The sequence below is a fragment of the Niallia sp. CD-39 genome, from assembly GCF_059874745.1.
The window spans coordinates 31,456-56,731 of sequence record NZ_JCBCPS010000009.1 but is presented as its reverse complement, the minus strand read 5'-3'; the positions used below and the strand labels follow the sequence as shown (position 1 = coordinate 56,731).

Here is a 25,276-nt window from a genome sequence, read left to right as displayed (position 1 = left end):
AAGAGATCCGCCGTTTATCGGCGCCCGAAAATAGCGTGCCGATGGTAGTTAGGGGCGCCCCTTGTGAGAGTAGGACGCCAGCGGGCAAAAAAAGAAAGTACCTGATAGGTGCTTTTTTTGTTATGTCTTGGTCTTTATAAGAAAAACATCCGCCGAATGTTCAAGAGACAAGTGATCAGGAAGAGTAATGATTAATAAGTAAGAGGACCACCTATTTAAAATAAGGCAGATATTCTATAAACTAGAATCAATACTAATTTAAATAGGAGTGAAGCTAATGAACCAACAAAGAAAGAAAGCTGTTTTTCACTGGAGTGGAGGCAAGGATTCAGCATTAGCTTTATTTAATGTTTTACAGAGTAATGAGGTTGAAGTTTTATACTTATTAACCACAGTATATAAAGAAAATCTTCAATCGACTGTGCATCATATTCCTATACATCTATTAGAAGCACAAGCAAAAAGCATTGGTATTCCACTACTCGTTGTAGAATTAGAAGAAGAGAAGGAATTGCGGGATTACATGGATGCGATGGTGGCAGTTATTAAGGAGTTGAATGAAGAGGGGATTAATTGTTTCATATTTGGTGATCTGACAGTTTCAAATGCAAAAACGTATCGTGAAAAGCAGTTTAAACCGTTCGGAATTAGCATAATTGAACCATTATGGGGATTAACTTCAGAACAAGTAATGGAGAAGTTTTTAGGCTCAGGGCTACAAGCAATCATAGTGACAACAATGGCAGATGTATTAGATGAATCGTATATAGGAAAAAGGATTGATGAAAAGTTAATACGTGGTCTTCCTAAAAGTATCGATGTATGCGGAGAGTATGGGGAATATCATAGCTTTTGTTATGGAGGAGGAATGTTTACCATATCAGTTTTACCTGAGTTAGCATTGCCTCTTTTTATTCGCAAAGAAATTAATTTGAGCAATGGGGAAAGAAAGACGTTTACATACTGGCATGCAGATTTCAAATGAACATAACAAAAAAGAGCCCTCAGCGCTCTTTAAATAAAGGAAAGTATTATAAGTTTTTCTTTAAAGAACCATTTGCTTTTCTTAATTGATGTAAGTAATATTTATATTTTGGATCGCTTGTATCTGTTGAAATCATGTCTTGTTCGCAGTCGAAACAAATAAATGATGTGTATAAATGAATGCCAATCGCTTTTCTTGTTTCACAGACGATACAGGTTTCATTTGCAATATGCGGTACTACTAACGGATTCAATATAGTCACCTCCATAATCATAGCTTAGCCTATTGCGTTTATTTGTATACAATTTTATGAAAATTCAACCCATTATGTTTTTCCTTCCTTCATTATCGTATGACAAAAGGCATTAATAGGTGTATGTCTATCCAAAGAATTTTATTTTGGCTTATATTGTTATATTTCATTCAATGTTTGATAAAATAAGTGGAGTCGTAAGTATTAGGAGTAGAAAATGAATCAAAATGCAATGCCTTTATATACAAAGCTACAAACACATATCAATCAGAAGGTGTATTCTTTCCATGTTCCAGGTCATAAATTTGGACATTTATTAAATAGGGGGGATCGTTACCTTCGTGATGTAATGAAAATTGATGCTACAGAAGTGGCAGATTTGGATGATTTACATTCTCCAGAAGGAGTTATCCTTCAGGCGCAGAATTTGTTGTCCTCTTATTATGAAGTTAAAGAAAGCTTCTTTTTAGTGAATGGATCAACTGTAGGTAACTTAGCTATGATATTGGCAACTGTTGAAGCTGGTGAAACAGTACTCGTGCAGCGAAATTGCCATAAATCAATTCTTAATGGCTTAAAGTTGGCAAAGGCAAAAGTAGTTTTTTTACACCCTGAGTTTAACGAGGAGTGGCAGGTTGCAGTAGGAATCCATAATAACACACTAATAGAAGCAATTAAGCAATATCCTTCAGTGAAGGCATTGATTGTGACGCATCCAAACTATTATGGATTGCAGGTAGATCATTTAGAAAGTATGATCGAACTTGCACACCAACATGGTATCGTTGTATTAGTTGATGAAGCACATGGTGCTCATTTTAAGGGAAGTAAGCGATTCCCAAAATCAGCAATTGAATTAGGTGCCGATGTAATCGTCCAATCGGCGCATAAAACATTGCCTGCATTAACAATGGGGGCATTTTTACATATAAACAGCAACCGTGTAGCACAAATGAAAATTCAATATTATTTATCCATGTTACAATCAAGTAGTCCATCTTATCCGATTATGGCATCATTGGATTTAGCAAGGCACTATATATCAACTTATCAATTGGAAGATGAACGCTATATGCTAGAACGATTGAAGTGGTTTCGCAACCAATTATCAAATACTTATGGGATTCGGCTGTTGAATGACGATAATGTCGATCCATTAAAAATAACAATTCGCTCCCAAACAAATAGAACAGGGTTTGAATTGCAAAAAAGACTAGAGGAAGTCGGAGTTTACACAGAACTAGCTGATTTATATAATGTGCTACTTGTTATGCCTTTGTTAAAAAATGGCATGGAGGATGATTTAGCAACAGCTTATGCTAAGATAAAAAAAGTGGCTAAGGAAGAACAAGAAATCGATAAACAATTCGCTACAATTCTTGAGCCAGTGAGGAAGATATCTGAACCGGAAGCTCCTTTCTACAATCCTTCTATGCTACCGATAAAAAGGGTACCAATTACGCAATCACAAGGATTTATATGTGCAGAGAATATCGTCCCTTATCCACCAGGGATCCCGCTTTTATATGCAGGGGAAAAAATAATGGATAGAGAAATAGAGTCAATGATGAGCTTATTAGCTGGAGGGGCGAGGTTTCAATCGAGCACATCCTTAAATAAACGTCTTATATCAGTCTATGAAAAATGAATTGAACCATCTGGAGGGTATCATGAACAAAGGAATATTTATCACAATTGAAGGTCCTGATGGGGCTGGAAAAACGACTATCATCTCAATGTTAGCAGAACAGCTAAGGCGAGAAGGCTATCAAGTATTAAGCACGAGAGAACCAGGTGGAATTGATATTGCAGAACAGATCAGAAGAGTGATTTTAGATAAAGAAAATACGAAGATGGATCCTAGAACGGAAGCACTACTATATGCGGCAGCAAGAAGACAGCATTTAGCTGAAGTCGTTTTGCCAGCAATAGAAAAAGGGTACATTATTTTATGTGATCGATTTATTGATAGCTCATTAGCTTATCAAGGATATGCTAGAGGGCTAGGAATTGATGCCGTCTTTTCCATAAACAAGTTCGCAATTCAGGATATGATGCCTGAGTTAACATTGTATTTTGACATAAATCCTGAGATCGGATTGCAAAGAATCAATCAGCATAAAGAACGTGAAGTTAACCGTTTAGATCTTGAAGAACTAGATTTTCATAAGAAAGTTAAAGAGGGCTACGAGCTATTAATTGAACAATTTCCGGAAAGAATCAAAGTCATCAATGCCGATCAAGCGGTTGAAGCTGTTTTTAAAGCAGCCGAATCTGTGGTCAAGACTGCCTTAAAAAAGGATTAAAAATGGATAAAATCCGTTTTTGAGACATAAATAATTGATATAATAGTTGTATTAAGCACCGCTTTTGACGAATTTATAAGGGGGTATGGAAAATGAAATTGATTTTAGCTGTTATTCAGGATCAAGATAGCAATCGTTTAATGAATGCATTAGTAAAAAATAATTTTAGATCGACTAAACTAGCAAGTACAGGTGGCTTTTTGAAGTCTGGTAATACGACATTCATGATTGGTACCGACGATACTCGAGTAGATGAAGCGTTGAAGATTATAAAAGATAATTGTCAGTCTCGTGAGCAGCTTGTTGCACCTGTTTCACCAATGGGAGGGAATGCGGATTCCTATATTCCATATCCAGTTGAAGTCGAAGTAGGTGGAGCAACCGTATTCGTCTTGCCAATAGAAAATTTCGAACAATTTTAAGGAACTACTTTCGGGGGTAGACAATGAAAATCAATCAAGATGTTCGTGTTAAATTGGATAATGTTCATCAGCAAAAGCAACCAAATGCTGGTGGTGCAAGATTTAATGAAATTGTACAAAAGCAAGGGCAAAAAATGCAGTTTACACAAATGCAAGCGATTATGAAGGACATTGATCTTGCTGGAGAGAGATTGGTAAGGTCCCGTCATTTTAGAGATTTAGCAAAATACAAATCACTTGTGAAGCGCTTTGTGAAAGAAGCAGTCGATTATGGGATGGACATTAAACAGTCCCATAGCTGGGATCAGTTTGGACAAGGTCGATCATTAAAGATCGTTGAACAGGTTGATCAAGAGCTGATGGAAATTACAGAAATGATTATGAAGAAGGAAGAGAAGTCAATTGATATATTAGGCAAGATTGGCGAAATAAAAGGACTTCTAATTAATTTATATATGTAAGTAAAAAGGTAAGTGAGTGATGAAGTTGACAAGCACATGGGAGCAATTAGAAGCGATTCAACCAACAGTTATGAAAATGTTCTTAAATAGCATAAAGAGAGATCGCCTTGCCCATGCCTATTTGCTTGAAGGGATGAGAGGTACTGGTAAGAAGGATGTTGGCCTTGTACTAGCAAAGAGTCTCTTTTGTTTACAAGCAATTGATGAATATGTTCCATGTGAAACATGCGCAAATTGTAGAAGAATATCGAATGGCAATCATCCAGATGTCCATATTATTGGACCTGAAGGGCTATCAATTAAGAAGCATCAAATCCATTCCCTGCAGCAGGAGTTTTCTAAAGCAGCTGTAGAGTCAAAGCGTAAGCTCTATATCATTGAGCATGCAGATAAAATGACAAATAATGCGGCAAATAGTCTATTGAAATTTCTAGAAGAGCCGAATAAGGGTACGATTGCTTTGTTGCTTACAGAGCAGGTTCAACAAATTTTACCAACAATTGTTTCACGTTGCCAAATTATTTCTTTTAAGCCAATTCAACCAAAGTTTTTGATCGAAAGGTTAATAGCACAAGGAATAGACCCCGCGCTCGCACCATTGCTTTCACATATGACAAATAATATTGAGGAAGCAATCCAGCTGAGTCATGATGATTGGTTTGTACAAGCAAGAAAAATAGTGGTAAAATTATATGAAGCACATAGGAAGCATGCACTTGAAGCAATGGTTTCTTTGCAAGAGCATTGGATGCACCATTTTAAAGAGAAGGATCAGATGGATAGAGGATTGGATTTAATGCTTCTCTTTATCCGTGATATCTCACAACTTCAGCTCGGCAAAGAGAGTCAAATTGTCTTTCGATATGAAAAGCAGCAGCTTGAACAGTTTGCTTTACATATTTCGGGACAGCAATTAACCAATCAAATGGCTGCTGTCCTTGAGGCAAAGAGAAAATTGCATGCGAATATGAATCCACAGCTATTAATGGAACAGCTTGTACTGAAAATGCAGGAGGGATCTTCAGTTGTATAATGTAGCAGGGGTACGCTTTAAAAAAGCGGGCAAAATCTATTACTTTGATCCCGGCGATTTGCAAATACAAAAAGACGATTTTGTAATTGTAGAGACAGTTCGTGGTGTTGAATACGGAAAAGTTGTAATCGGCCCAAAGCAAGTGGATGAGCATGATGTCGTACTTCCGTTAAAAAAGGTTCTACGAATTGCCGATCAAAAGGATCATTTGATCGTAGAAGAAAACAAACTTGCAGCAAAGGAAGCGTATGAGGTTTGCTGTGAAAAAGTCATTACACATCAACTAGATATGAAGCTAGTCGATGTTGAATATACATTTGATCGTAATAAAGTGATCTTTTACTTTACAGCAGATGGAAGAATTGATTTTCGTGAGCTTGTAAAAGATTTAGCAGCTATTTTTAGGACAAGAATTGAGCTTCGACAAATTGGTGTGCGTGATGAAGCAAAAATGCTTGGCGGTATTGGGCCGTGCGGACGTATGCTTTGTTGTTCTACGTTCCTTGGCGACTTTGACCCTGTATCGATTAAAATGGCAAAGGATCAAAATCTATCATTAAACCCAACGAAAATTTCTGGACTTTGTGGTCGCCTAATGTGCTGCTTAAAGTACGAAAACGACGAATATGAGTCTGCAAAAGAACAATTACCAGATGTCGGTGAGTGGGTTACAACTCCTGAAGGCGCTGGGAAAGTCGTAGGGTTAAATATTTTAGAACGAATTTTGCAAGTCGATGTAAAGGAGCAAGAAAGAGTCCTTGAATTTACGTTAGAAGAGCTTAATCAACATGGGACTGTGTCAGCTCAATCCACAGAGTGATGAGGTGGAATGCATGGATAAAAAAGAATTATTTGATTCAGTCATCAATATGGAAGAACAAATTGGGCAATTGTATACACAACTAGGGGAATTGAAGCAGCATTTAGCCGAAATTCTTGAAGAGAACAATTCATTAAAGCTTGAGAACGATCATTTACGTAAACATTTACAACTAACAGATGATCGTGATTCTGATGTACACAAACATACAAAATCAAAACAGGAATCAAAACAAGAGGTAAAACAATTAGATATTGGTGAAGGGTATGATAACCTTGCGCGCCTTTATCAAGAAGGTTTTCATATTTGCAATCTTCACTTTGGTAGCCCTAGAAAAGAAGGCGATTGCCTCTTTTGTTTATCCTTCCTAAATAAAAAATAAATGCATAGCCTTCCAAAATGGGAGGCTATTTTCTAAGAGTTTTGGAGGAAAGAAAATGGAATTATTAAAAGGGGATGAACGCCTCGATCATCTTTTGGCTGAAAATTTACGTATCATTCAAAGCCCATCGGTTTTTTCATTTTCTCTTGATGCAGTTTTGCTATCAAGATTTGTATATGTACCGATTCAAAGAGGGAAATTAATCGACTTATGTAGTGGAAATGGTGTGATTCCACTTTTTTTAAGCAGACGGACAAAAGGAAACATTACCGGAGTTGAAATTCAGGACCGCCTTTTTGATATGGCGAAGAGAAGCATTGCTTATAATGGATTAGAAGACCGCTTGCATATGATTCATGGAGACATAAAGGAAATGCCGACGCAGCTTGGCTACGGGAAGTATGATGTCGTAACCTGCAATCCGCCTTATTTTCAAACACCACCAACAAGTGAAAAAAACATCAATGAGCATTTAGCCATCGCTCGTCATGAGATTACATGTACATTAGAAGATGCAGTGAAGGCGGCGAGCAAATTGGTAAAGCAAGGTGGAAAGGTTGCCTTTGTTCATCGACCTAATCGCCTATCAGAAATTATAACGGTGATGCGCGCGTATCAGTTAGAACCGAAGCGAATTCAGTTTGTTCATCCAATGGTAGGAAAAGAAGCGAATACACTGCTAATTGAAGCAATAAAAAATGGAAAGCCAGATTTAAAAATCCTTCCGCCAATAATCGTGTACACGAATGAGGATGAATATACTCCGGTTGTACGAGAGATGTTATATGGAAAATAAACTGCATTTCTTCTATGTTTTGACATGTAGCGATCGCAGTCTATATGCTGGTTATACGAATCATTTGAACAAGAGAATAAGAATGCATAATGAAGGAAAAGGGGCAAAGTATACAAGAGCGCGCTGCCCAGTGCAGTTACTGTTTTTCGAAGTATTTACGACCAAAACCGAAGCAATGCAAGCTGAATATGCATTTAAACAGCTTACTAGAAGTCAAAAGCTACAATATATAAAAAAATAGGGGGATAAAGGATGCATCAACAAAAGAGTTTCCATATGGAAGATGAAAAAGGGATATTATATTTAATTCCAACCCCTATCGGAAATTTAGAAGACATGAGCTTTAGAGCGGTTCGCTTATTAAAGGAAGCAGATGTTATTGCAGCCGAAGATACACGAAACACAAAGAAGCTTTGTTCTTATTATGAAATTGATACACCACTAATTAGTTATCATGAGCATAATAAGGAATCAAGTGGAGATAAACTTGTTGAACGAATTCGAAATGGAAGCAAGGTGGCATTAGTGAGTGATGCAGGAATGCCAACAATTTCGGATCCTGGATATGAACTTGTCGTCAAATGCATAGAGGCTCAGTTGACTGTAGTGCCACTTCCGGGTGCAAATGCTGCATTAACTGCGCTCATAGCATCGGGTATCACAACACAACCGTTTTACTTTTACGGCTTTCTCTCAAGGCAAAAGAAAGAGAAGAGAGTTGAACTTGACGAGTTAAGGCGAATTCAAGCGACAATGGTTTTTTATGAAGCTCCACATCGACTAAAGGAAACATTAGTTCAAATGGAGCAGCAATTGGGAAGTCGCCGCATTGTCTTATGTAGAGAATTAACGAAGAAATACGAAGAATTTATAAGAGGAACGATACAGGAAGCGATTGAATGGGCAAATCAATCAGAAGTACGAGGAGAATTCTGTTTAATTGTAGAAGGTTCCAAACTAGAAGAGGAAGAAACTGAAGAAGCTTGGTGGGAGCAATTGAGCATAGTCGAGCATGTAAATTATTATATTGAAGAAAAGAGCTTCTCTTCAAAAGATGCAATTAAACAAACTGCTGTCGACCGTTCTGTAATGAAAAAAGAAGTGTATCGGGCATATCATGTTGAATAAATTAGAAAATCTACATTGATGATTAAGGCTTTTCTATGTGGTTTTTAACTTGACAACATGCGTAATTTTTCAAGGTATTTTGAGAGTTTCACCTGTTAGTAAAGATTTCATAAAAAAATATAGACAAAGTCGAAAATCGACTTTGTCTATATTCTAAAAACCTTCATCCGCAGATGAAGGTTTAATATCGTTTATTATTTCATTTGAAAGTTGCTTTGGATTTCGTTAATTAATTGCTCAGCACCTTCGCGGCTAAGAATTAATTTTCCACCAGCTAACTGTAGGTTGTCATCAGAAACTTCACCAGTAACTTGACAAGTCATGTTTGGCTTGTATTTCTTTAAGATGATTTTTTCCTCATCAACATAAATTTCTAATGCATCTTTTTCCGCGATACCTAGAGTGCGTCGTAATTCAATAGGAATAACTACACGACCTAGTTCATCAACTTTACGTACAATACCTGTAGATTTCATTATAAATCTTCTCCTCTCGATTTCTTTATCTCTATTTATATGAATTCGTCATTATTCGACATAATTCTTAAGTTTTATAATACCAGCGATTGCCATATTCGTCAATTACATTCAACTAATTTTTTTTGGAAATTACTACTACGTTGAATCCAAAGGGTTTCTAGGATCTTATAGGGAAAAAATACAATAAATAGTACTAATTTCATAATGGTTTATTCGACATTTATCTACAAGATCAAATGATGGATACCTTGCACAAATTCTTCTTTTTATGTATATTTTGATGATAGAAGAGGTTAAGCTGACGTATATAAACATGTATAAAAAACTCGTCTCTTAGGCGGGTTTTTCAAATACTTAAAACAATAGTTGTTCCATCGCTTTAGAAGAGTGACAAATCCTCTTATAATGAGGATAATAGAAGAAACAAAAGGATAGCGATCGTACTATGGGAGGGAGATATTATAATGAAAGAAAAATTAAAAACTTTCTATTTAACTACACCGATTTATTACCCAAGTGGGAATTTACATATCGGACATGCATACACGACAGTTGCTGGTGATGCAATGGCACGTTATAAAAGAATGCGCGGTTATGATGTAATGTATTTAACAGGAACAGATGAACATGGTCAAAAAATCCAAGAAAAAGCTGAAGAAAAAGGTGTAAGTCCACAAAACTATGTAGATGAAATTGTGGCTGGCATTCAAGATCTTTGGAAAAAGCTTGATATATCATATGATGATTTTATTCGTACGACGGAAGACCGTCATAAGACAGTTGTTGAGAAAATCTTCACACAGCTTGTAGAACAAGGTGATATTTACCTTGGTGAATATGAAGGTTGGTATTGCACACCTTGTGAATCGTATTATACTGAAACTCAATTAAATGATGGAAATTGTCCCGATTGTGGTCGTCCTGTACATAGAGTTAAGGAAGAATCATATTTCTTCAAAGTAAGTAAATATGCAGATCGGCTATTGAAATACTATGAGGAAAACCCATCATTCATCCAGCCGGAATCTCGAAAGAATGAGATGGTTAACAATTTCATAAAGCCAGGTTTAGAAGATTTGGCTGTGTCTCGAACAACATTTGATTGGGGAATTAAGGTTCCAGAGAACCCTAAGCATGTAGTGTATGTTTGGATTGATGCTTTATCAAACTATATTACAGCATTAGGATATGGAAGCGATGATGATCGAAAGTATGTAAATTACTGGCCAGCTGATGTTCATTTAGTAGGGAAAGAGATTGTTCGTTTCCATACGATTTACTGGCCTATTATGTTAATGGCATTAGATCTTCCATTGCCAAAGAAAGTGTTTGCTCACGGCTGGTTATTAATGAAAGATGGCAAGATGTCGAAGTCAAAAGGTAATGTCGTGGACCCTGTTACATTAATTGATCGTTATGGTCTAGATTCACTGCGTTATTACTTATTAAGAGAAGTTCCTTTTGGAGCGGATGGAGTATTTACTCCTGAGGGCTTTGTTGAGCGCATCAATTTTGACTTAGCGAATGATTTAGGAAACTTATTAAATCGGACAGTTGCGATGATTCAAAAGTATTTTGATGGAGAAATTCCAGCATACACAGGCTCTAATGGTGAGTTTGAGCAAGCACTAGTTAATGTGAATAAAGAAACTGTTGAAAAATATGAAGAGGCAATGGAAAACATGGAGTTTTCTGTTGCATTAACGAGTATTTGGCAGCTTGTGAGTAGAACGAATAAATACATCGATGAATCACAGCCATGGGTGCTCGCAAAAGACGAAGCGAAAAAAGAACAATTGGGGACAGTGATGTACCACCTAGCAGAATCATTACGCCGAATTGCAGTATTATTAAAACCATTTTTAACAAGAACACCTGATGCGATTTTTGCTCAATTGAATATTGAAAGTGAAAAGCTTACTTCCTGGGATAGCTTAGATGGCTTTGGTCAGCTTTTAGGTGGGGCGAAAGTGTTGAAGGGAGAACCAATTTTCCCAAGACTTGATTTAGCTGAAGAGGTTGAGTTCATTAAAGAAAAAATGCAAGGTGGCACAAAAGCGGAAGAAGCGAAAAAACCAGCGATTGAAAAACCAGATTCAGAAGAAATTACGATTGATGACTTTATGAAGGTAGATTTGCGAGTTGCTCAAGTTTTAGAATGCGAGCCAGTGAAAAAAGCAGACAAGCTATTAAAGCTTCAATTAGATTTAGGATATGAAAAGCGACAAGTTGTTTCTGGGATCGCGAAATTTTACAAACCAGAGGAATTAGTTGGCCGAAAAGTAATTTGTGTCACAAACCTAAAACCAGTTAAGCTCAGAGGTGAGTTATCAGAAGGAATGATCTTAGCAGGAAGTGATGATGGTGAATTGTCCTTGGCTACTATTGCTGAAGCCTTGCCTTTAGGTTCCCGAGTTAAGTAAGTTCTTTCCTTATAAAAACATAGAAATGCTTCAATTATGAAGTTCATTTCTATGTTTTTTATCATATCATCACATATTCGCATTTTCTAAACCAAACGTAATGCTACAATTGGTAAAATCCTTAAATTTCAAATTTTAGAACAAAATGAGATTATTTTTAAATATTATTCGATGTGTAATGTTTGTTGATGATGCTAAATCATTATTGTGATTTACAAAAAACAAGTCTAGTAAATCGTTATTTCAAGAAAATAATTTAAATTGTAAAGTAATTTTAATATTAGTAATCAATACGAATTATAAGGAGTCTTTGTCATGTTATTTGATACACATGTGCATTTAAATGCAGATCAATTTAAAGAGGATATTGAAGAAGTAATAGAACGAGCAATTTCAACCGGTGTAGAAAATATGGTTGTTGTTGGTTTTGATCGCCCAACAATTGAAAGGGCGATGGAGCTTGTTGAAAAATTTGAGTTTATGTATGCAGCCGTTGGTTGGCATCCAGTCGATGCAATCGATATGACTGATCAAGACCTTGAGTGGATTGAAGAGCTATCCTCGCATCCAAAAGTTGTTGCGATCGGAGAGATGGGCTTAGATTATTATTGGGACAAGTCTCCAAAAGAAGTACAAAAAGAGGTCTTTCGTAAGCAGATTCGCTTGGCAAGAAAAGTTAAGTTGCCGATTGTCATTCATAACCGTGATGCGACATCAGATATTGTGGAGATTCTTCGAGAAGAAGAAGCACATGAGGTAGGAGGGATCATGCATTGCTTTAGTGGTAGTCCAGAAACAGCAAAACAATGTGTTGAGATGAATTTTTATATTTCATTAGGCGGACCAGTAACGTTCAAAAATGCAAAAAAACCTAAGGAAGTTGCTGAGCAGATTCCATTGGATCGATTGTTAATTGAAACTGATTGTCCTTATTTAGCTCCGCATCCTTATCGTGGAAAACGTAACGAGCCAAGCTATGTAAAATTAGTGGCAGAAGAGATTGCAAAGCTTAAAGAGACAACAATTGAAGAGGTAGCAAGAAAAACAACAGCAAATGCGAAAAAATTATTCGGCATTTCTTGACAGGGGATGCTGTCGATAAGTTGCACAGTATGTCCAAATCTTTATTTTTTCTAAAAAGTTCTACACAACTTCTTTCGTTCATAGGATAACCATGTCGATAACTCTCTCTTTCTTTTCTAATTTTTTTTTTGCATAATAGGAAATATGTTTGAGAGTGACCTTTTCCAAGCAGGATCTTCAGTAGTTTAAGAGGAATTATCGACTGCCTTTTTTAACATCTAGGAGGTGTATGAGAGAAGAGGAGATAAACTGAATGAAACGAGAATGGTCCATTTTTTGTAATAAAGACTGAAAAATTGAGGAGTTGACAGATGGAAAGATTGTCTATATAATCACTCCGAGAGAAAAGGAGGCGTTTTTCATCGTGATTAAAAACATGAAAAACCTATTATCCAAGTCTTTGAGTAAAAAGAAACTGGCCGTTTTTTCTGCAAGTTTAATAGTTTTGATTGCAGCAGTTGGATTTATAACATATGAGATTACGAAGAATACGGTAACGGTTTCGATGGACGGGGAAGAGCGTGTTGTAAAGACTCATGCCTCGAATATTCAAGAATTACTTAATGAACTTGGAATTACATTACGTCAAGAGGATCATGTCCAACCAAAGGTGGATACAGAGATCCAGGACGAAATGAAGGTTGTATGGACTCCTGCACAGCAGGTAAACATAGTGAATGGCACTGAGCAAACAGCTGTATGGACAGTAGCAGCTACAGTGAAAGAAGTATTGGAAGAGCATGATATTCAGCTTAATGAATATGATGTAGTCGAACCAGCACTTGAAACAGAAACAGCGAGTAACATGGATATTCATATTCAAAAAGCATTTTCTTTAACCTTGAATGAAGGTGGAGAGGAAAAGCAGGTTTGGTCAACTTCGACTACGGTCGCTGACTTTTTAACACATCAAGAAGTCGAACTATCAGAATTAGACCGAGTTGAACCAGGTATGGATGAAACAATCAAAGAAAATGATGTAGTAAAGGTCATTCGAATTGAAAAAGTCACCGATGTAGTGGAAGAGCCAATTCGCTTTGCTGTTGTAACGAAAAAAGATGCAAACCTTAACCGCGGTGCTGAAAAAGTTGTAACTGCAGGAAAAGAGGGACTTGTATCCAAAGAGTTCGAAGTCGTTAAAGAGAATGGGAAAGAAATCTCTCGTAAACTTCTGAACGAAAAAGTTGTACGTGAAAAACAAGATAAGGTAGTAGCTGTTGGGACTAAGTCCGTACAAGTGGCACAGACAGCTTCTCGTGGCGAATCTGCTCCGTCTGGTGGCCGTGAGATCTATGTAACATCAACTGCCTATACAGCAAACTGTAATGGCTGTTCAGGCATTACATCAACAGGATTCAATTTAAAAGCGAACCCAAATGCGAAAGTTATCGCAGTTGATCCTAGTGTCATTCCATTGGGCACAAAAGTGTATGTTGAAGGATACGGGTATGCTATCGCTTCTGACACTGGTTCTGCAATTAAAGGGAATAAGATTGATGTATTCTTTGCCAACAAGTCAGATGCGTATCGATGGGGCAGAAAATCAGTTAAAATTAGAATTCTAAATTAAATCTTGATTGAGTTTATCTTTTAAAAGGGTTTTATATATTCTAATCATGATGCAGAGGGCTTAGATGGGCTCTCTGCTTTTCTAATGGAATTAGGTTTTCTTCTTGAATTTTTTTCGTATATAATATAGTTCATGTATATTTTGTTTTGTTACTAATTAGACGTTTAAGATTACAGAAATGTTTCATTTTTTTATCAAAAATTAAAATAAAATTTCTTATATGTTATTGGGTGTACCAATCCTAATTTTAGAATGAAGAAATGTTTAGATCCAATAATGCTGTACGAGTTTATCGGAGGAATTATGAGAATAAAAGAAATCATTGTTGTTGAAGGAAAAGATGACACGGTAGCGATTAAGCGTGCAGTGGATGCCGACACAATTGAGACCAACGGTTCAGCTATCAATATGGAAACGATTGAAAAAATTAAGTTAGCTCAAAAAGCAAGGGGTATTATTGTGTTAACAGACCCTGATTTTCCTGGTCAAAAAATTAGAAACACGATAACAATCCATGTTCCTGAATGCAAACATGCATTTATTGATCGAAAATTAGCGCTGAAAAAAAACGGGAAGGGGATTGGTGTGGAGCACGCATCTCCAGACGTGATTCGTGATGCATTAAAGCATGCTCATATGGCAATAGATGAATTTGAGGAGCAAATTTCAAAAGATGTGTTAATTGATGCAAAGTTGATAGGATTCCCTGATTCTAAGGAAAGAAGAGAAAGGTTAGGGAGAATTCTTAGTATAGGCTATGCAAATGGAAAGCAGCTGCATAAGCGTTTGAAAATGTTCCATGTCTCAATGGATGATTTTGTAGCCGCTGTGGAGCAGATGGAACAGGAGGATCATCATGAATAAAGATATAGCAACACCGATAAGAACGAGAGAAATTCTTGAGAAGTTTGGGTTCTCTTTTAAAAAGAGCTTAGGGCAAAACTTTTTAATTGATACGAATATATTAAATCGCATCGTCGATCATGCTGAGTTAACAGAGCGCTCAGGTGCGATTGAGATTGGGCCTGGGATTGGTGCACTTACTGAACAACTAGCGAGGCGGAGTAAGAAGGTAGTCGCATTCGAAATTGATCAAAGGTTATTGCCGATTTTAGAAGAAACGCTATCTCCATATCCTAATACAAAAGTAATCCATCAGGATGTTCTAAAAGCGGATGTGCTTGGAACTATGAAACAGGAGTTTGATGGCATTGAAGATATTATGGTTGTGGCGAACTTACCTTATTACGTAACGACTCCGATTATTATGAAGCTTCTTGAGGAGCAACTTCCTATTAGAGGCATCGTTTGTATGCTTCAAAAAGAGGTTGCAGACCGTATTTCAGCTAAGCCAGGCACGAAGGATTATGGCTCATTATCAATAGCTATTCAATACTATACACACGCTGAGACAGTTATGGTGGTACCTAAAACTGTCTTTATTCCACAACCGAATGTTGATTCTGCAGTCATCCGTTTAACGAAAAGAGAGAAGCCTAAAGTGGCTGTCAAGGATGAAGCGTTTTTCTTCCAAGTGATTAGAGCAAGCTTCGCACAAAGAAGAAAGACGATTTTAAATAACTTAACGAGTCAACTTCCAAATGGAAAAGAGAAAAAAGCGATGATTATTGAAGCATTGGAAGCATCCGCTATTGAACCGACTAGGAGAGGAGAAACGCTTTCCATTGAAGAATACGGTAAATTAAGCGATGAGCTCCTTGAAGTGATAAAGAAATAGCAGGTTATAAAAAGGCATCAGTTGTCTCAAACTGATGCCTTTTTATATGGGATTTCCATCTTATCGTGTAGAAGCACATGTTATGGAGTTGTCGCATATTTTATAACGTTACAATGGGTCTGTTTACTAAAAAGAATTATCGTTCATCTACAGATATTAACGACAGGAACGCTGGGTTTGGAGTGACAACATTGACGATCAAGAAAATGGATTTTGTCGGGAGGGTTTCTTACCATTGCGATATCATCTTTAAAGTAATTGATTTCAAAGAAGAGAATGGGGAGAGAATAGCAGTCCTTTACGGAGAGGATGTTCGTCTGATTGCGGATGCACCATACGATGATCTGATTCTTATGGATCAGTCAAGCAGGAAGAAGATTGAAGATGAGTATAGGTCGCTTGAGGAGCAATCCTTTCATTTGTTTAGACAGGATGTAGAATTATTAAAGCAAAAGCAAGAATATGAAGCAAGTGAAGGGTACGCTACAGAAATCAACTACTTTCAAATGCCCGGAAAAGTGTTGCATTTAGACGGAGATGCAAATTATTTAAATAAATGTATAAGTCTTTATGAAAGAATTGGGGTGCCAGTGACAGGAGTACACTGCAATGAAAAAGAAATGCATCTCAAGATTGGTAAGTTACTCGATTATTACCGTCCTGATATATTAGTGATTACTGGTCATGATGCCTATTCTAAAACTAAAGGAAAAAAATCCGATATAAACGCATATAGGCATTCGAAACATTTTGTACAGACAGTTAGTGAGGCTCGAAGACGGGTACCGCATTTAGATCAATTAATTATCTTTGCCGGTGCATGTCAATCCCATTTTGAGTCATTGATTCATGCAGGAGCAAATTATGCTAGCTCTCCGTCTCGAGTGAATATCCATGCTCTTGACCCTGTCTATATAGTAGCGAAGATCAGCTATACATCTTTTATGGAAAGAGTAAATGTTTGGGATGTTCTACGAAATACATTGACCGGTGCCAAAGGAATTGGTGGAATCGATACAAGAGGTGTTCTGCGTACGGGCATGCCTTATCGATATGAACAAAATAGACTTAACCAATAATTATATATTGATGAAGCGGACGATTACTCACCCGCTTCTTTTTATGTAGTTACATTTCGACATATTTCAACAACGTTTGATAATAGTGAAAAAACAGGTCTATCAATACGTATTTAAACTTTCCATATTTGTGTACATATACCCTTAAAATCTAGGACATACTAAATATTGTTGAACAATGGTAGAAAATGTAGTGAAAAATATATTGACAATTATTTTGAGATACTGTTATAATTTATATTTTTGTTTGACTATTTTGTGTCAGTGTGATATACTTTACATAGTGAGGTGGACCGAATGGCAAAGACATTATCGGATATTAAAAAGGCTCTTGATTCGAATCTTGGGAAAAGACTCTTGCTCAAAGCAAATGGCGGTCGTAGAAAAACGATTGAACGTTCAGGTGTTCTTGCTGAAACGTATCCTTCTGTGTTCGTTATTGAATTAGACCAAGAGGAAAATGCATTTGAACGGGTATCATACAGCTATGCGGATGTTTTAACAGAAACGGTTCAAATAACCTTCTATGAAGACTCATCAGGACAGGTTGCTTTAAGCTAACATAAATGTATACTTCATTAGGGCAGCGAACAATGGTTTGCTGCTTTTTGTATGAGCAGAATAAACGGATGATCTGATTCTTTATTTCATTCATTTGCTTTACTTGTTGCCGATAGAAGGGCCGCCAAACGCTTTTCTTCATGAAAAGGTACCTAAACATCCATAATAAGCTTAAGACGGATGTGAGGAGGTTACAATGAGGAGAAAGAGTGGTATGATGTCTCAAGAGCTCAAAGTGGAATTGGCGAAGGAAACAGGCATTTATGGCTCAATTCTTGCCAATGGTTGGGGAGAAATAAAGTCAAGAGATGCTGGAAACGTTGTGAAGCAAGCTATCTTACAAGCTTATACGCAAATGGAACGAGAAAATTCATGATCTTACGAACAGTCGGGGCCATCAGCTTCGACTGTTTTTAAGCCATTTCAACTTCAATAGGACAATTTGTATGAATGATTCATCTGTAATTACGTCTTATCCTTTTCGTTTTGTGGTAAAATAGGACAAAAAACGACGAATAAAGGATTCATTTTTAACATGAATACATGGGCGTGACTATATAAAGTAGGTGGAAATGTTGAAACTTTTAGTGAAGGCACCGGCTAAAATCAACTTATCTTTAGACGTGTTGTATAAAAGAGAAGATGGTTTTCATGAAGTTGAAATGATCATGACGACTATTGACTTAGCCGATCGTCTTGAAATTACTAAGCTTGAAACGGATGAAATTAAAATTATCTCACATAATCGATTTGTGCCAGACGACCATCGGAACCTGGCGTATCAAGCTGCAATGCTTCTTAAAGAGCGCTTTCAAGTAAAGCAAGGGGCTTCAATTGCGATTGAGAAGGTCATTCCGGTCGCAGCAGGCTTAGCTGGAGGAAGCAGCGACGCAGCAGCGGCTTTACGAGGCTTAAATGAGCTATGGGAGCTTGGTCTAACATTAGACGAATTAGCAGTGTTAGGGGCGGAAATTGGCTCAGATGTATCATTCTGTGTATATGGTGGTACGGCATTGGCCACTGGGAGAGGAGAAATCATTAAGCAGCTTCCAGCTCCGCCAACATGCTGGGTTATTTTAGCGAAGCCATTCATTGGAGTATCAACAGCGGATGTTTATCGTCGATTAGATGTTCAGAAGGTTGAACATCCGAATACCGAAAAAATGATGAAATCGATTCGTGAAGACGATTATGAAGGGGTATGTGGTTCAATGGGCAATGTATTAGAATCGGTCACATTGCAAATGTATCCTGAAGTTGCTCAAATAAAGGAGCAAATGAAACGTTTCGGTGCAGACGCCGTATTAATGAGTGGCAGTGGTCCCACAGTATTTGGACTAGCACATCATGATTCACGTATGCATCGAATTTACAATGGTTTAAGAGGCTTTTGTGATCAAGTATTTGCCGTACGAATATTAGGTGAACGCAACACTTGATTAAATCCGTATATTAATGATATATTTACGGTAAAATATTCGGATTTAGTATTGGGGGTCCAATAATGAAATTTCGCCGTAGCGAACGTTTAATAGATATGACCAATTTTTTATTAGATCATCCTCAAGAATTGGTATCCTTGACGTTTTTTGCTGATCGATACGGATCGGCTAAATCCTCCATTAGCGAAGATTTAGCGATTATAAAAGAAACGTTTGAAACGCGGGGCATTGGTACATTGCAAACTGTACCTGGAGCTGCAGGTGGCGTAAAATATCAGGCGAGCATTAAAGAAGAGGATGCATTGACCTTTATTTCAGAGTTATGTGAGCAAATAGCAAGTCCAGACCGCTTGTTGCCTGGTGGCTATTTATATATGACTGATATACTAGGTGATCCTAGGATCGTTAAGAAGGTCGGACGTCTATTTGCAGCAGTGTTTGCAAACAAAAAAGTTGATGTAGTAATGACAGTGGCAACAAAAGGGATTGCACTAGCTTATGCTGTTGCTGATTATTTGAATGTTCCAGTCGTGATTGCACGAAGAGATAGCAAGGTTACGGAAGGATCAACTGTCAGCATCAATTACGTATCAGGATCTGCAAAACGCATTCAAACAATGGTACTAGCAAAACGTAGTTTAGCAGAAGGTTCCCGTGTATTAATCGTCGATGATTTCATGAAAGCTGGCGGTACGGTTAACGGCATGGTCAGTATGCTAGAAGAATTTAAAGCTACTCTTGTTGGAATTGCAGTCTTAGTCGAAGCAGAGAAAGCTGAAGAGCGGTTAGTTGATGAATATTTATCTTTGATCCGTTTATCAGATGTCGATGTAAAAGAAAAGACGATTACGGTTAGTGAAGGCAATTATTTTAGAAATGAAGAATAGTCGGGGGGATGAAAATGAAAGTTGTAAGCACAATAGAAGCACCTTCAGCAATTGGACCATATTCTCAAGGAATGATTGTAAATAATCTTTTTTATAGTTCAGGACAAATTCCATTAACTAAAGATGGTGCAATGGTTGAGGGTGATGTTAAAGTTCAAACGCATCAAGTATTTAAGAATTTGCAAGCGGTATTGAAGGAAGCAGGAGCATCGTTAGACACTGTTGTGAAGGCAACTGTTTTCATCCAAAACATGGGCGACTTTGGCTTGATTAATGAGGTTTATGGAGAGTATTTTCATACACATAAGCCAGCCCGTTCTTGTGTCGAAGTAGCTAAACTTCCGAAAGACGCACTAGTCGAAATTGAAGTCATTGCACTCGTGAAATAATTAACGATTGACTTGTTATTTACATGACTGCACGCTTAGTATCACAAGTTTTTTAATGCATTCTAAAAGTTCTTTAAGTTATTAAAAACTTTAATATAAACTCGGAATTAAACGACCATGTCTACATTCTCGCACTCGTAAAATAACTTACGAGTGTTTTTTTGTTGGATTGAAAAAATCGTTTAAAATTTCAAGAGTAGTAGATGTTGAAGGGAAAAGTCCCATTATGTCCAAATTATTCAAAAATTTTTAAAGTAAAAGGAGGAATTCTGTCTCCGATGTGGAATTGTTCATACACAGGGTTATATCTTCTAAACAAAGGTGGTGAACATGATGGAAGTGACTGACGTAAGATTACGCCGCGTCAATACGGATGGACGAATGAGAGCGATTGCATCGATTACATTAGATCATGAATTTGTTGTTCATGATATACGTGTGATTGATGGGAACAACGGTTTATTCGTAGCAATGCCAAGTAAGCGTACACCGGATGGAGAATTTAGAGACATCGCACATCCAATTAATTCTGGTACGCGTGGAAAAATCCAAGATGCGGTATTAGCTGAATACCACCGCTTAGGTGAATTAGAAGTAGAATTTGAAGAAGCTGGAGCTTCCTAAAAATAGTCAACGAGGGGCCTACTACAAAGTAAGGCTCTTTCTTATTGTTTAAATATCGCTCCTAAAGAATCCCCAATTAAGTCACATATCCTGTTAATTCTTATATTAAGTATCCATAAAGCATAAATATTCATTGTTAAAAATATGTACTTTCACTAGATTTCTTGAAATCACCCCCCATTTAAGATATATTTTTAATGGATAAAAAGGTGAAATTGGAGGCCTAGCGATGACGAAACGGTTCGCGGTTATTTTAGCTGCAGGTCAGGGCACTAGAATGAAGTCTAAACTTTATAAAGTGCTGCACCCTGTAGGTGGAAAACCGATGGTTCAACATGTTGTTGACCATGTAGAAAAGCTTGGTGTGAAAGAAATCGTAACAATTATCGGTCATGGTGCCGATATGGTGAAGTCTCAACTTGGTGATAGAAGCCTTTATGCATTACAGGAAGAGCAGCTTGGAACGGCTCATGCAGTTATGCAGGCAACTCCTAAATTGGCTAATGAGGAAGGGACAACATTAGTGATTTGTGGAGACACCCCGCTAATCACTACAGAAACAATGGAAGCATTATTTGCCCACCATGAGAAATTAGGAGCAAAAGCGACAATCTTAACTGCGCATGCTGATGACCCTACAGGATACGGCCGTGTAGTTCGTGGTGAGACTGGTGTAGTAGAACGGATCGTTGAGCATAAGGATGCGTCTGATGAGGAAAGAACGATTAAAGAAATCAATACGGGTACGTACTGTTTTGATAACCAAATGCTATTTAAGGTGTTGGGTGAAGTAACAAATGAAAATGCTCAAGGGGAGTATTATTTACCGGATGTTATCGAAATACTAAAGAACAAAGGTGAAGTTGTTGCTGCTTATCAAACAGATTCTTTTGAAGAAACACTAGGAATCAATGACCGTGTGGCTTTATCACAAGCAGAGCAGACCTTCAAGGAACGTATAAATGAAGGACATATGAGAAATGGTGTCACGATTATTGATCCAACGAATACGTACATTGGTGCAGATGTTGAAATTGGGCAGGATACCGTAATCTACCCTGGTACAACAATTCTAGGGGAAACCAAAATTGGAACCGATTGTATCATTGGTCCATCGACGGAGATCAATAGCTGCACAATTGCAGATGGTACAGTCATTCGTCAATCCGTTGCCCATGATAGCGAAATTGGATCAAAGGTGAATATTGGACCATTTGCTCATATTCGTCCGAAATCATCGATTCATGATGAAGTGAAAATTGGAAACTTCGTAGAAGTGAAGAAGTCTGTCTTTGGTCATGGAAGCAAGGCGTCCCATTTAAGCTACATCGGAGATGCAGAAGTTGGAACCAATGTGAACATTGGCTGTGGTTCGATCACTGTGAATTACGATGGGCAAAATAAGCATTTAACAAAGATTGAAGACGATGTATTCATCGGCTGTAATTCAAACTTAGTAGCCCCGGTAACGATTGGGAATGGTGCATATGTTGCAGCAGGATCAACAATTACTGAAGATGTACCTAGTTCCGCATTGTCTATTGCACGTGCAAGACAGGTTAATAAAGAAGATTACGCGAAAAAATTAAAAACAAAGAAATAAATGGAGGCAAAACCCAACATGTCTAATCAGTATTTAGATCCAAATTTAAAAGTTTTTAGCTTAAATTCAAACCGTGATGTAGCAACAGAAATTGCCAAATTTATCGGTGTTGAGTTAGGAAAATGCTCAGTAACACGTTTTAGTGATGGTGAAATTCAAATCAATATTGAAGAAAGTATTCGTGGCTGCGATGTTTATGTCATTCAATCTACTAGCGGACCAGTTAACGAGCACTTAATGGAATTATTGATTATGATCGATGCTTTAAAACGCGCATCAGCAAAAACAATCAATATTGTCATGCCATACTACGGTTATGCGCGTCAAGACCGTAAGGCAAGAGCACGTGAACCAATCACTGCAAAATTAGTTGCTAATCTATTAGAAACAGCAGGTGCAACTCGCGTAATTACTTTGGATCTACATGCTCCACAAATTCAAGGCTTCTTTGATATCCCAATTGACCATTTAATGGGTGTGCCTATTTTAGCGGATTACTTTAAAAAGAAAGAGCTGGATGGTGACATTGTTATTGTCTCTCCTGATCACGGTGGCGTTACTAGAGCGCGTAAAATGGCAGATCAATTAAAGGCACCAATTGCAATTATTGATAAACGACGTCCAAGACCAAATGTATCTGAAGTAATGAATATTGTTGGTAACATTGATGGGAAGATTGCCATTTTAATTGACGACATTATCGATACAGCAGGAACAATCACACTAGCAGCAAACGCACTAGTAGAAAACGGGGCGGCTGAAGTGTATGCATGCTGTACACATCCAGTTCTTTCTGGACCAGCAATTGAACGCATTGAAAACTCTAAGATTAAAGAGTTGGTTGTAACGAATTCTATCGCTCTATCTGAAGATAAAAAATCAGACAAGATTGTGGAGCTTTCTGTAGCAACCTTAATTGGCGAAGCAATCATTCGTGTACATGAAGAACAGTCAGTCAGTGTGCTATTCGATTAATGATAAAAGTGATTTTTAACAAGCTGTGTGTAGGAATTCGTATTCCTTCGCACAGTTTTTTTGTATATGGAATTTATTTATCTATGAATATTTATGAGGATGATTCGATAAGAGTTTCATGATCGGTTAATCTTTGGAAGGTCGTTTCCCATTTACTTCCTAGGAACGTTGATTCCCAAAGAATCTCATTCACCTTGAGCTCGTTAAGATGGAACGTAAAATGTTTAAAGCCTTTCGATTTAGGGAAACGCTATATTATGTAAATAAAATCGTTAAAGGTGGGGTAAATGATGACAACAGTATTAGAAGCAAAGGTGAGAAAAGAATTTAAAGGCTCAACATTGACACACTTACGTAATGAGGGACAAGTACCTGGAGTTCTATATGGTTATCATTTAGAGAATCAATCGATCCATATTAATGAGGGTGATTTCTTAAAAGTCATTAAGCAAGTAGGACGAAATGGTGTCTTTTCAGTAGACATTGAAGGAAATAAAATGGAAGTTATGCTAACCGATTATCAAATGGACCCAATAAAAAACGATCTCGTACATGTTGACTTATTTGCCGTAGATATGAAAAAGGAAATCACAGCAGATGTGAAATTAACGATTACTGGTGACGCTGAAGGAGTAAAGGAGGGCGGTGTGTTGCAACAAATACTACATGAAGTGTCTGTTACCGCAACTCCGGATCATATTCCACAAAATATAGATGTAAATGTATCAAACCTAGCAGTGAATGAAACAATTACTATTGGTGATTTAAAATCATCTAATCATTTCACAATTAACCATGAGGATGAAGAAGTTCTCGTCACAATCTTACCACCTAAACAAGAGGAAGACATTGATAGTGGAGAAAAGCAAGGAGAAGGTCCTGTTGACGAAGAAGGATCTGTTGAAGAAGAATAAGTAGAAGGTTTGAGAAGGAGGTTGGACCAAAAGGTTCAACCTTCTTTAGTGAAAAGATAACAAAGTGTCATGAAATTATAAGAGGTAACTTACAAGCAGGGGAAATTGAAGATATTCTTTTCTTAAAGAAGAAGTATCTAAAAAAGGGAGAAAATCCATGTATTGGTGCTTGTGGCACTTTTCATATTTAGTGTTGCTGAAATATGATAATACATAACATTCACTCTCTGTACTTTTCTTCATGAAACATATAATGCTACAATAAAAGGTGTAGAAGGTCTTTGTTGCCGTTTAAAATGAGGTGAAAGTAATGAAGTTGATTGTCGGTCTAGGGAATCCTGGCAAGCAATATGAACAAACAAGACATAATATAGGTTTTGTCATTGTTGAGGCATTGGCAAACCATTTAAATATTTCTCTGGATCAAGGTAAATTTAAAGGTGTATTAGGCAGAGGTACTGTAAATGGAGAAAAGCTGATCCTTCTTAAGCCACTTACATATATGAATTTATCTGGAGAATCTATCCGTGCAGTGATGGATTATTATGAAATTGAACCTGAAGAGGTCACAGTTATTTATGATGATCTAGACTTGCCAGTCGGGAAAATTCGCTTGCGTCAAAAAGGGAGTGCAGGAGGTCATAATGGCATTAAGTCAACAATTGCACATTTAGGTACACAATCGTTCAATCGTATTCGCGTGGGCATAGATCGCCCACCTGCAGGAATGGCAGTACCAGATTATGTTTTAGGGAAGTTCACAAAAGATGAACAGAGTGAACTACAGCCGGTAATTAAATCCTGTGTTCTAGCTTGTGAGGAATGGGTTGAGAAGCCTTTTCTTCAAGTAATGAATGTTTATAATCAAGGTTGAATGAAGTCTTTAGATTATACATAGGATAGTATAACCTTTGATTGAATGA

Annotated in this window: 29 protein-coding genes; 27 read left to right on the top strand and 2 right to left on the bottom strand. The window is 37.3% G+C overall.

What is annotated here, in order from left to right; all coding sequences use genetic code 11:
• Nucleotides 1–277: 277 nt before the first annotated feature.
• The gene (locus AC6F34_RS15755; RefSeq protein WP_500773850.1) at nt 278–985 is read left to right on the top strand and encodes a Dph6-related ATP pyrophosphatase; all 708 of its coding nucleotides are present in this window, start codon (nt 278–280) and stop codon (nt 983–985) included.
• 46 nt (nt 986–1,031) lie between these two features.
• On the opposite strand, the gene AC6F34_RS15750 is transcribed toward AC6F34_RS15755, so the two are convergent.
• Nucleotides 1,032–1,253, bottom strand: a complete 222-nt coding sequence (locus AC6F34_RS15750) for a sigma factor G inhibitor Gin (RefSeq protein WP_500773858.1) — start codon at nt 1,251–1,253, stop codon at nt 1,032–1,034.
• Between the two features lie 202 nt (nt 1,254–1,455).
• Here AC6F34_RS15750 and AC6F34_RS15745 point away from each other — a divergent pair, with 202 nt between their 5' ends.
• The 10 genes from AC6F34_RS15745 (at nt 1,456) to rsmI (ending at nt 8,586) form a co-directional block, all read left to right on the top strand.
• Nucleotides 1,456–2,886 carry an aminotransferase class I/II-fold pyridoxal phosphate-dependent enzyme gene (locus AC6F34_RS15745; RefSeq protein ID WP_500773848.1) on the top strand — a complete coding sequence of 477 codons (1,431 nt, stop codon included), beginning with the start codon at nt 1,456–1,458 and terminating at the stop codon, nt 2,884–2,886.
• A 22-nt stretch (nt 2,887–2,908) separates the two neighbouring features.
• On the top strand, nt 2,909–3,544 hold the full coding sequence (gene tmk / locus AC6F34_RS15740) for a dTMP kinase (RefSeq protein ID WP_500773846.1): 636 nt from the start codon (nt 2,909–2,911) through the stop codon (nt 3,542–3,544).
• Between the two features lie 92 nt (nt 3,545–3,636).
• The gene (gene darA, locus AC6F34_RS15735) at nt 3,637–3,966 is read left to right on the top strand and encodes a cyclic di-AMP receptor DarA (protein ID WP_500773844.1); all 330 of its coding nucleotides are present in this window, start codon (nt 3,637–3,639) and stop codon (nt 3,964–3,966) included.
• Between the two features lie 23 nt (nt 3,967–3,989).
• Complete coding sequence (locus tag AC6F34_RS15730) at nt 3,990–4,427, top strand: YaaR family protein (RefSeq protein ID WP_500773842.1); 438 nt, start codon at nt 3,990–3,992, stop codon at nt 4,425–4,427.
• Between the two features lie 25 nt (nt 4,428–4,452).
• Nucleotides 4,453–5,460 (top strand): DNA polymerase III subunit delta', encoded by a 1,008-nt coding sequence (gene holB, locus AC6F34_RS15725; protein WP_500773856.1) that lies wholly within the window; start codon nt 4,453–4,455, stop codon nt 5,458–5,460.
• Nucleotides 5,453–6,280, top strand: a complete 828-nt coding sequence (locus AC6F34_RS15720; RefSeq protein WP_500773840.1) for a PSP1 domain-containing protein — start codon at nt 5,453–5,455, stop codon at nt 6,278–6,280. Before holB ends, AC6F34_RS15720 begins: the two co-directional genes overlap by 8 nt.
• A gap of 13 nt (nt 6,281–6,293) precedes the next feature.
• On the top strand, nt 6,294–6,662 hold the full coding sequence (gene yabA / locus AC6F34_RS15715) for a DNA replication initiation control protein YabA (RefSeq protein ID WP_500773838.1): 369 nt from the start codon (nt 6,294–6,296) through the stop codon (nt 6,660–6,662).
• Nucleotides 6,663–6,717: 55 nt separating this feature from the next.
• The gene (locus AC6F34_RS15710) at nt 6,718–7,458 is read left to right on the top strand and encodes a tRNA1(Val) (adenine(37)-N6)-methyltransferase (protein ID WP_500773836.1); all 741 of its coding nucleotides are present in this window, start codon (nt 6,718–6,720) and stop codon (nt 7,456–7,458) included.
• On the top strand, nt 7,448–7,699 hold the full coding sequence (locus tag AC6F34_RS15705) for a GIY-YIG nuclease family protein (protein ID WP_500773834.1): 252 nt from the start codon (nt 7,448–7,450) through the stop codon (nt 7,697–7,699). Before AC6F34_RS15710 ends, AC6F34_RS15705 begins: the two co-directional genes overlap by 11 nt.
• 11 nt (nt 7,700–7,710) lie before the next feature.
• Complete coding sequence (gene rsmI, locus AC6F34_RS15700; RefSeq protein ID WP_500773832.1) at nt 7,711–8,586, top strand: 16S rRNA (cytidine(1402)-2'-O)-methyltransferase; 876 nt, start codon at nt 7,711–7,713, stop codon at nt 8,584–8,586.
• Nucleotides 8,587–8,780: 194 nt separating this feature from the next.
• Here the strand turns inward: rsmI and abrB are convergent, their stop codons facing one another.
• A complete protein-coding gene (gene abrB, locus AC6F34_RS15695) occupies nt 8,781–9,062 on the bottom strand; it encodes a transition state genes transcriptional regulator AbrB (RefSeq protein ID WP_500773830.1) in 282 nt (93 codons plus the stop codon).
• A gap of 467 nt (nt 9,063–9,529) precedes the next feature.
• Here abrB and metG point away from each other — a divergent pair, with 467 nt between their 5' ends.
• The 16 genes from metG to pth all read left to right on the top strand — a co-directional run bounded on the left by metG (nt 9,530) and on the right by pth (nt 25,227).
• On the top strand, nt 9,530–11,488 hold the full coding sequence (gene metG, locus AC6F34_RS15690) for a methionine--tRNA ligase (protein ID WP_500773828.1): 1,959 nt from the start codon (nt 9,530–9,532) through the stop codon (nt 11,486–11,488).
• A gap of 315 nt (nt 11,489–11,803) precedes the next feature.
• On the top strand, nt 11,804–12,571 hold the full coding sequence (locus AC6F34_RS15685) for a TatD family hydrolase (protein WP_500773826.1): 768 nt from the start codon (nt 11,804–11,806) through the stop codon (nt 12,569–12,571).
• Nucleotides 12,572–12,947: 376 nt separating this feature from the next.
• Nucleotides 12,948–14,141 carry a resuscitation-promoting factor gene (locus AC6F34_RS15680; protein ID WP_500773854.1) on the top strand — a complete coding sequence of 398 codons (1,194 nt, stop codon included), beginning with the start codon at nt 12,948–12,950 and terminating at the stop codon, nt 14,139–14,141.
• 303 nt (nt 14,142–14,444) lie between these two features.
• On the top strand, nt 14,445–15,005 hold the full coding sequence (gene rnmV, locus AC6F34_RS15675; protein WP_500773824.1) for a ribonuclease M5: 561 nt from the start codon (nt 14,445–14,447) through the stop codon (nt 15,003–15,005).
• The gene (gene rsmA, locus AC6F34_RS15670; RefSeq protein WP_500773822.1) at nt 14,998–15,879 is read left to right on the top strand and encodes a 16S rRNA (adenine(1518)-N(6)/adenine(1519)-N(6))-dimethyltransferase RsmA; all 882 of its coding nucleotides are present in this window, start codon (nt 14,998–15,000) and stop codon (nt 15,877–15,879) included. The genes rnmV and rsmA overlap by 8 nt, the downstream gene beginning before the upstream one ends.
• Before the next feature lie 206 nt (nt 15,880–16,085).
• Nucleotides 16,086–16,958 carry a sporulation peptidase YabG gene (gene yabG / locus AC6F34_RS15665; RefSeq protein ID WP_500773852.1) on the top strand — a complete coding sequence of 291 codons (873 nt, stop codon included), beginning with the start codon at nt 16,086–16,088 and terminating at the stop codon, nt 16,956–16,958.
• A 297-nt stretch (nt 16,959–17,255) separates the two neighbouring features.
• Nucleotides 17,256–17,519 carry a biofilm formation stimulator Veg gene (veg, locus tag AC6F34_RS15660; protein ID WP_500773820.1) on the top strand — a complete coding sequence of 88 codons (264 nt, stop codon included), beginning with the start codon at nt 17,256–17,258 and terminating at the stop codon, nt 17,517–17,519.
• Nucleotides 17,520–17,715: 196 nt separating this feature from the next.
• Complete coding sequence (locus AC6F34_RS15655) at nt 17,716–17,895, top strand: protein sspF (RefSeq protein WP_500773818.1); 180 nt, start codon at nt 17,716–17,718, stop codon at nt 17,893–17,895.
• 199 nt (nt 17,896–18,094) lie between these two features.
• A complete protein-coding gene (gene ispE / locus AC6F34_RS15650) occupies nt 18,095–18,958 on the top strand; it encodes a 4-(cytidine 5'-diphospho)-2-C-methyl-D-erythritol kinase (RefSeq protein WP_500773816.1) in 864 nt (287 codons plus the stop codon).
• A gap of 65 nt (nt 18,959–19,023) precedes the next feature.
• Complete coding sequence (gene purR, locus AC6F34_RS15645) at nt 19,024–19,848, top strand: pur operon repressor (RefSeq protein WP_500773814.1); 825 nt, start codon at nt 19,024–19,026, stop codon at nt 19,846–19,848.
• Nucleotides 19,849–19,862: 14 nt separating this feature from the next.
• The gene (locus AC6F34_RS15640; RefSeq protein WP_500773812.1) at nt 19,863–20,237 is read left to right on the top strand and encodes a RidA family protein; all 375 of its coding nucleotides are present in this window, start codon (nt 19,863–19,865) and stop codon (nt 20,235–20,237) included.
• A 333-nt stretch (nt 20,238–20,570) separates the two neighbouring features.
• Entirely contained in the window at nt 20,571–20,861 is a 291-nt protein-coding gene (gene spoVG, locus AC6F34_RS15635) for a septation regulator SpoVG (protein ID WP_500773810.1), read from the top strand.
• Between the two features lie 229 nt (nt 20,862–21,090).
• A complete protein-coding gene (gene glmU / locus AC6F34_RS15630; protein ID WP_500773808.1) occupies nt 21,091–22,464 on the top strand; it encodes a bifunctional UDP-N-acetylglucosamine diphosphorylase/glucosamine-1-phosphate N-acetyltransferase GlmU in 1,374 nt (457 codons plus the stop codon).
• 18 nt (nt 22,465–22,482) lie between these two features.
• On the top strand, nt 22,483–23,439 hold the full coding sequence (locus AC6F34_RS15625) for a ribose-phosphate diphosphokinase (RefSeq protein WP_500773806.1): 957 nt from the start codon (nt 22,483–22,485) through the stop codon (nt 23,437–23,439).
• A gap of 290 nt (nt 23,440–23,729) precedes the next feature.
• Complete coding sequence (locus tag AC6F34_RS15620) at nt 23,730–24,353, top strand: 50S ribosomal protein L25/general stress protein Ctc (RefSeq protein ID WP_500773804.1); 624 nt, start codon at nt 23,730–23,732, stop codon at nt 24,351–24,353.
• 310 nt (nt 24,354–24,663) lie between these two features.
• Nucleotides 24,664–25,227: an aminoacyl-tRNA hydrolase gene (gene pth, locus AC6F34_RS15615; protein ID WP_500773802.1), complete on the top strand. Its 564-nt coding sequence runs from the start codon at nt 24,664–24,666 to the stop codon at nt 25,225–25,227.
• The last annotated feature ends 49 nt before the right edge of the window (nt 25,228–25,276 follow it).

Bases quoted from the DNA above. Each gene is read 5' to 3' on its own strand.
- AC6F34_RS15755 (WP_500773850.1), top strand. From the start codon at position 278: ATGAACCAACAAAGAAAGAAAGCTGTTTTTCACTGGAGTGGAGGCAAG.
- AC6F34_RS15750 (WP_500773858.1), bottom strand. From the start codon at position 1,253: ATGGAGGTGACTATATTGAATCCGTTAGTAGTACCGCATATTGCAAAT.
- AC6F34_RS15745 (WP_500773848.1), top strand. From the start codon at position 1,456: ATGAATCAAAATGCAATGCCTTTATATACAAAGCTACAAACACATATC.
- tmk (WP_500773846.1), top strand. From the start codon at position 2,909: ATGAACAAAGGAATATTTATCACAATTGAAGGTCCTGATGGGGCTGGA.
- darA (WP_500773844.1), top strand. From the start codon at position 3,637: ATGAAATTGATTTTAGCTGTTATTCAGGATCAAGATAGCAATCGTTTA.
- AC6F34_RS15730 (WP_500773842.1), top strand. From the start codon at position 3,990: ATGAAAATCAATCAAGATGTTCGTGTTAAATTGGATAATGTTCATCAG.
- yabA (WP_500773838.1), top strand. From the start codon at position 6,294: ATGGATAAAAAAGAATTATTTGATTCAGTCATCAATATGGAAGAACAA.
- AC6F34_RS15710 (WP_500773836.1), top strand. From the start codon at position 6,718: ATGGAATTATTAAAAGGGGATGAACGCCTCGATCATCTTTTGGCTGAA.
- AC6F34_RS15705 (WP_500773834.1), top strand. From the start codon at position 7,448: ATGGAAAATAAACTGCATTTCTTCTATGTTTTGACATGTAGCGATCGC.
- rsmI (WP_500773832.1), top strand. From the start codon at position 7,711: ATGCATCAACAAAAGAGTTTCCATATGGAAGATGAAAAAGGGATATTA.
- abrB (WP_500773830.1), bottom strand. From the start codon at position 9,062: ATGAAATCTACAGGTATTGTACGTAAAGTTGATGAACTAGGTCGTGTA.
- metG (WP_500773828.1), top strand. From the start codon at position 9,530: ATGAAAGAAAAATTAAAAACTTTCTATTTAACTACACCGATTTATTAC.
- AC6F34_RS15685 (WP_500773826.1), top strand. From the start codon at position 11,804: ATGTTATTTGATACACATGTGCATTTAAATGCAGATCAATTTAAAGAG.
- AC6F34_RS15680 (WP_500773854.1), top strand. From the start codon at position 12,948: ATGAAAAACCTATTATCCAAGTCTTTGAGTAAAAAGAAACTGGCCGTT.
- rnmV (WP_500773824.1), top strand. From the start codon at position 14,445: ATGAGAATAAAAGAAATCATTGTTGTTGAAGGAAAAGATGACACGGTA.
- rsmA (WP_500773822.1), top strand. From the start codon at position 14,998: ATGAATAAAGATATAGCAACACCGATAAGAACGAGAGAAATTCTTGAG.
- yabG (WP_500773852.1), top strand. From the start codon at position 16,086: ATGGATTTTGTCGGGAGGGTTTCTTACCATTGCGATATCATCTTTAAA.
- veg (WP_500773820.1), top strand. From the start codon at position 17,256: ATGGCAAAGACATTATCGGATATTAAAAAGGCTCTTGATTCGAATCTT.
- AC6F34_RS15655 (WP_500773818.1), top strand. From the start codon at position 17,716: ATGAGGAGAAAGAGTGGTATGATGTCTCAAGAGCTCAAAGTGGAATTG.
- purR (WP_500773814.1), top strand. From the start codon at position 19,024: ATGAAATTTCGCCGTAGCGAACGTTTAATAGATATGACCAATTTTTTA.
- AC6F34_RS15640 (WP_500773812.1), top strand. From the start codon at position 19,863: ATGAAAGTTGTAAGCACAATAGAAGCACCTTCAGCAATTGGACCATAT.
- spoVG (WP_500773810.1), top strand. From the start codon at position 20,571: ATGGAAGTGACTGACGTAAGATTACGCCGCGTCAATACGGATGGACGA.
- glmU (WP_500773808.1), top strand. From the start codon at position 21,091: ATGACGAAACGGTTCGCGGTTATTTTAGCTGCAGGTCAGGGCACTAGA.
- AC6F34_RS15625 (WP_500773806.1), top strand. From the start codon at position 22,483: ATGTCTAATCAGTATTTAGATCCAAATTTAAAAGTTTTTAGCTTAAAT.
- AC6F34_RS15620 (WP_500773804.1), top strand. From the start codon at position 23,730: ATGACAACAGTATTAGAAGCAAAGGTGAGAAAAGAATTTAAAGGCTCA.
- pth (WP_500773802.1), top strand. From the start codon at position 24,664: ATGAAGTTGATTGTCGGTCTAGGGAATCCTGGCAAGCAATATGAACAA.